A 4,332-nucleotide genomic window follows, 5' to 3' on the forward strand; every position below is an offset into this window, starting at 1 on the left:
ACGGCGATTCTCGATCAGGCCGATCGCTGGTTTCGCGAAGAAGCCCAGGACAGCGGCGAGGTCGCGGCCAGTTACGTCGCCATCGGCCAGGCGGGGGAATCCTCCTTGTTCGAGGGCATCAGTCCGCCGTGGTTGCAGGAACGGCTGGATGCCTTTTGGTTGTTGATCCAGCTTGCCCTGCAACGGCTATCGTTGTTCGCCGCCTGGGGACCGGCGATGCTGCTGCTGCTCGTCGGTGGCATCCTCGACGGACACTGGCGCTGGCGGATTCGTCAGCTTGGCTTCGACTATCCCAGCCCCGCCGTGCGCCGCACCAGTCAAACCGCCCTGATGCTGGTGTTCGGCGTGCTGCTGTTGGGATTCTTTGTCCCCTTTCCCCTGCATCCCGCGTTCATTCCTGTGACCGTCACGCTTCTGGTCTTGCTCATTGCGATCAGCCTGCGTCATTTCCCGAAGCAACTCTAATCGCCGCTCGCGTTTTCATTCAAGAACGGTTCCCCAGCCAGTCACCGTCGCGCGCGGACAGGCGATTCAAAAGGCGGCATCGTCCACGCCGGAATCGTCGATTCCAACGTGCCTCGTTCAAGCCGGTCACGCTTGAGCGATGGCGATCAATCCCTTGCCCCGTCGAAAAACGGTCTCGAATCCATTCACCGTTCTGGACGGACGCCGTTGCAAAAATCCGGCATCGTGTCGCCATCGAATCCACTGCGCAATGAGCGAAACGAATGGCCACGGTCGAAACGCCCCGTCATATTGACGATCCACCGAATCTCATGCTCTGGCGCATCGATGACGTCACGCCATTCATTCTGTTGCTGGTCATCGGCATTCTCATCAATCAAACCATGCTCTTTATCGCGCTGGGCGTCATCACGGTGAAGCTCTATGGATCGTTTCGCGAAAGCCGCGCGGACGGCTATGCCCTGCATGCGCTGTATTGGTTCGGTCTCCTGCCCATGACGCATCGCTCCACGCCCAATCCGTTCATTCGCCGGTATTTGCCATGACGCTCACGCTGTTTCGTCAAACCTGGCATCGCCTGGTCACGGAAAACCACTTTCATCGCTGGATGCTCCTGGCGCTGCTCGGCACCAACCTGCTGACCCTGGTGGCGCTGCTGCAAGCGGAACGCACGGTCATCCTGGTGCCGCCCATCCTGGAACAGCAGGTGAACGTCGCCCGCGAGAGCGCCAGTCAGTCGGTCAAGGAGGCGTGGGGGCTGTTCGTCGCCGAATTGCTCGGGAACGCCACCCCGACCACCGCCCCGTTCCTGCGCGACACCCTGGAACCGCTGCTCAGTCCGGCGATCCGCGCCGAGGTGACACGACGTCTCGCCGCCCAGGTCGAGGCGCTGCGGCGCGATCAGGTCAGCGTGCGGTTTTCCCCGGAAATCGTCCGCTACGACGCGACCGGCGATCTGGTGCGGGTGCAGGGTAAACAGATCGTCAGCGGGCCAAACGCCAGCCCAGTGACGCGCGCGCGCACCTACGAGATCCGCGTCGCGTTCCGGCATTACCGACCCCTGATCACGCATCTGGACGCCTACGAGAACGAGAAGGCCCGTGAGGAACGACAGACACCCACCGAGCTGTCGTTGCTGGAGCCGCTTCCCGAGCCGCTTCCCGAGCCGCTTTCTGAGTAAGCACCACTCCCAGCGCCGCCCGGCGGCGCGTTGACGCCCCGCTTTCGATGGTCGACCAAGGACACTGCCGCATGTTGCACGATCGCCGCCCGCTCTCTTCCGCCGCTCTCCCGCGCCCCTGGGTCAGTCTGCTCGCGTTGGCGCTGTCGCTCGCCGGCGGACCGCTCGGCGCGCAAGACGACGTGGGCATTGCGCTCCCCGCCGTGCCGAACGCGCTGTTGGCTGGCCAGGAGCGACCGCACGCGGGACGCTTCCTGCGCACGGCGGCTCCAGGGGCGGCATCCGCCACGCCCAGTCATCTGGAGGTCGGTCCGTTGCGCGTCAACGCCACCGCCGGCGTCAACCTGATGGTCGAGATCGCCATCGATCACCTCAATCGGATTCTTACCCCCTTTCCGAATCCGCAGGTGCGCACCGTCTCGGACGCGACCACCAGCGTCGACGGCTCGGCGATCTATGTCGCGACCGCCAACGAGGCGCCGGTCACGCTGTTCGTCAGCGATGCCTCCGATCCCAATCACGCCCTCTCGCTCACGCTCGCCCCCCGGCGGCTGCCCCCGCGCGAAATCCAATTGGTCTTGACCGATCCGTTGCCCGCGACGCCGCGCGCGGCGTCCGCGTTCGCCTCCCCCGGCGCCGCCAGCACCGCCGCCGCGTCGGACTATGTGGAAGACCTCACCGAAGCCATGCGCGCGCTGGCGAAGGAAGCGCTGCCGAGCGGGTACAGCCTGCGCCAGGCCAAGCGCAACGAAACCGTCACCTGTGCGCAACTCGGGTTGTCGACCGCGCGCGGTCAAGTGCTGGAAGGGGGCGAGCTGTGGCTGCTGACGGCCCTGGCGCGCAATACGTCCGATGCCCCGCTGGACATCGAGGAACGCGCCTGTCGCGCCAGCGTCGAGGGCGAGACGGTCGCGGTGGCCGCCTGGCCGCGCGTTTCGCTGGCACCGGGCGAGCAGGTTGAACTCTATGTCGCGGTGCGTCCGCACACGCCCGAGCAACGGCACCCGGAGCGGCCCTCGCTACGCACCGGGGGAGGACGTTAAATGTCCCTGACAATGCCCGCCGCGTGGGAACGCCTCTCGCCCGGCCTGCGTCGTGCCGTGGTCTTGGGCAGCGTTTTGGGCGCCATTGCGTCGATTGTGGTCCTGGCGTTCGGCAACGCGCCCAGCACACCCGCCAGCCGCGCGCAACAGGCACGCGAGCGCATGACCGATACCCTGCTCACGGAGGTCGATCCGCGCGCCCTCGGCATCGACGGATTAGCGCAACGTCTCGCGCAGGTCGAGCGCCAGCTGACGGAAACCGGGAATCGTCTGGCCCAACAGAAAACCGCCGAGGCGGGCGCCACCGAGCGTCAGTTCAAGGCGTTGCAACAGCAGCAAGCGGCGAGTCTGGACGCCCTGCAGCGCGACCTCGAACGCGTCAAAGCCCTGGCCGCCGCGCCGACCGCCGCCGTCCCGACACCGGCCCCAACGCCGATCGCGGTCCCGGACGGCACGGCGGTCCCCATGCCCCCCCGCGAGCCGTCCGCACCGGCGCTCGACGATCCGGCCCTGTTCGAGGCGAAACCCAGCGCCGCGCTCCAGACGCTCAGTCCCCATCCGCGCGGCGAGGCCGCCAAGGGGCGTCATCCGCTGGCGATCCGGGTGGTGGCCAGCGACGCCAGTGCCGCCGCGCCGCCGCCAGACGCGGCGGACATCGCGGCCACGACCGCCGCAGCACAACGCGTCGTGATCCCGGCCGGAAGCATTCTGCGCGGCGTCCTGCTCTCGGGCATGGACGCGCCGACCGGCAAGCAAGCCCGCCGCGACCCCTATCCCGCCTTGGTGCGCTTAAAAGACAACGCGATCCTGCCCAATCGCTTTCGCGCCGACGTGCGCGAGTGCTTCGTCACGGTGGCCGGGTACGGCGACCTCTCCAGCGAACGCGCGTTTCTGCGCACCGAACTGATCACTTGCGTGCGCCATGACGGCGGCGTGATCGAAGTGCCGGTGGACGGCTACGCGGTGGGCGAAGACGGCAAGGTGGGCCTGCGCGGACGCCTGGTCTCCAAGCAGGGGCAGATCATCGCCCAGGCGATGCAGGTATCGTTTATGGAAGGGATCTCCGAGGTCTTTGGCCAACAGCAGGTCTCGGTCATCAGTACCACGCCAGGCTCGCAGGTGCCGTTCCAGGACGTGCTCTCCGGCGACTCGTTGCAAGGCGCGGCCATGAGCGGCACCGGCAAAGCGCTTGACCGCCTCGCCGAGTATTACCTCGACATGGCCCAGGAGATGTTCCCGGTCGTCGAGATCGATGCGGGCCGCTCGATCGAAGTGATCCTCAACCGAGGTGCGACGTTACAACTGCTCGACACCGGGCGCGGGCGCGCCGCGCGTCGTTAGCGCCGCGCTTTTTTCCATCACTCATCCCGAGAACCGCATGCCAACCATCCCCGCTTCCCGTTTCGCCTGGGCACCGCCAACGCTGGCGGTCGCCGTGGCGCTGAGTCTGCCGCTGGTCGGCTTCGGCGCCGACACGCCCGTTCCCAGCGCCCCCACGCCGGCTCCCGCGTTCCTGGACGATCAGCCCGCGATCGGCGAGCTGATGCAGGGCATCGACGGTCTGCGTCGGCTGCCCGTGCAGGGCGTGTCGATCGTGCAGTCGGGCGACAAGACCTTCTTCGTCTCCGCCAACGGACGCTATGT

Annotated in this window: 5 protein-coding genes and 1 pseudogene; all 6 read left to right on the forward strand. The window is 66.8% G+C overall.

Translation table 11 applies throughout. The annotated features are described in order from the left end of the window. On the forward strand, positions 1–465 hold a 465-nt coding region (locus CCR95_RS20855; protein WP_201098087.1), incomplete at its 5' end, for an IncC plasmid conjugative DNA transfer DtrJ family protein. A gap of 263 nt (positions 466–728) precedes the next feature. After that, positions 729–1,010 (forward strand): type IV conjugative transfer system protein TraL, encoded by a 282-nt coding sequence (traL, locus tag CCR95_RS20860; RefSeq protein ID WP_201098088.1) that lies wholly within the window; start codon positions 729–731, stop codon positions 1,008–1,010. Then, entirely contained in the window at positions 1,007–1,645 is a 639-nt protein-coding gene (locus CCR95_RS20865) for a TraE/TraK family type IV conjugative transfer system protein (RefSeq protein ID WP_201098090.1), read from the forward strand. The genes traL and CCR95_RS20865 overlap by 4 nt, the downstream gene beginning before the upstream one ends. A gap of 71 nt (positions 1,646–1,716) precedes the next feature. After that, a complete protein-coding gene (locus CCR95_RS20870) occupies positions 1,717–2,688 on the forward strand; it encodes a TraK domain-containing protein (RefSeq protein WP_201098092.1) in 972 nt (323 codons plus the stop codon). Further along, positions 2,689–4,029 carry a TraB/VirB10 family protein gene (locus CCR95_RS20875; protein ID WP_201098096.1) on the forward strand — a complete coding sequence of 447 codons (1,341 nt, stop codon included), beginning with the start codon at positions 2,689–2,691 and terminating at the stop codon, positions 4,027–4,029. Between the two features lie 37 nt (positions 4,030–4,066). After that, positions 4,067–4,332 (forward strand): annotated as a pseudogene (locus CCR95_RS20880) (hypothetical protein); the annotation flags it as partial.

This window comes from Thiocystis minor, from assembly GCF_016653465.1.
Lineage (GTDB): Bacteria > Pseudomonadota > Gammaproteobacteria > Chromatiales > Chromatiaceae > Chromatium > Chromatium minus.

Bases quoted from the DNA above. Each gene is read 5' to 3' on its own strand.
- traL (WP_201098088.1), top strand. From the start codon at position 729: ATGGCCACGGTCGAAACGCCCCGTCATATTGACGATCCACCGAATCTC.
- CCR95_RS20865 (WP_201098090.1), top strand. From the start codon at position 1,007: ATGACGCTCACGCTGTTTCGTCAAACCTGGCATCGCCTGGTCACGGAA.
- CCR95_RS20870 (WP_201098092.1), top strand. From the start codon at position 1,717: ATGTTGCACGATCGCCGCCCGCTCTCTTCCGCCGCTCTCCCGCGCCCC.
- CCR95_RS20875 (WP_201098096.1), top strand. From the start codon at position 2,689: ATGTCCCTGACAATGCCCGCCGCGTGGGAACGCCTCTCGCCCGGCCTG.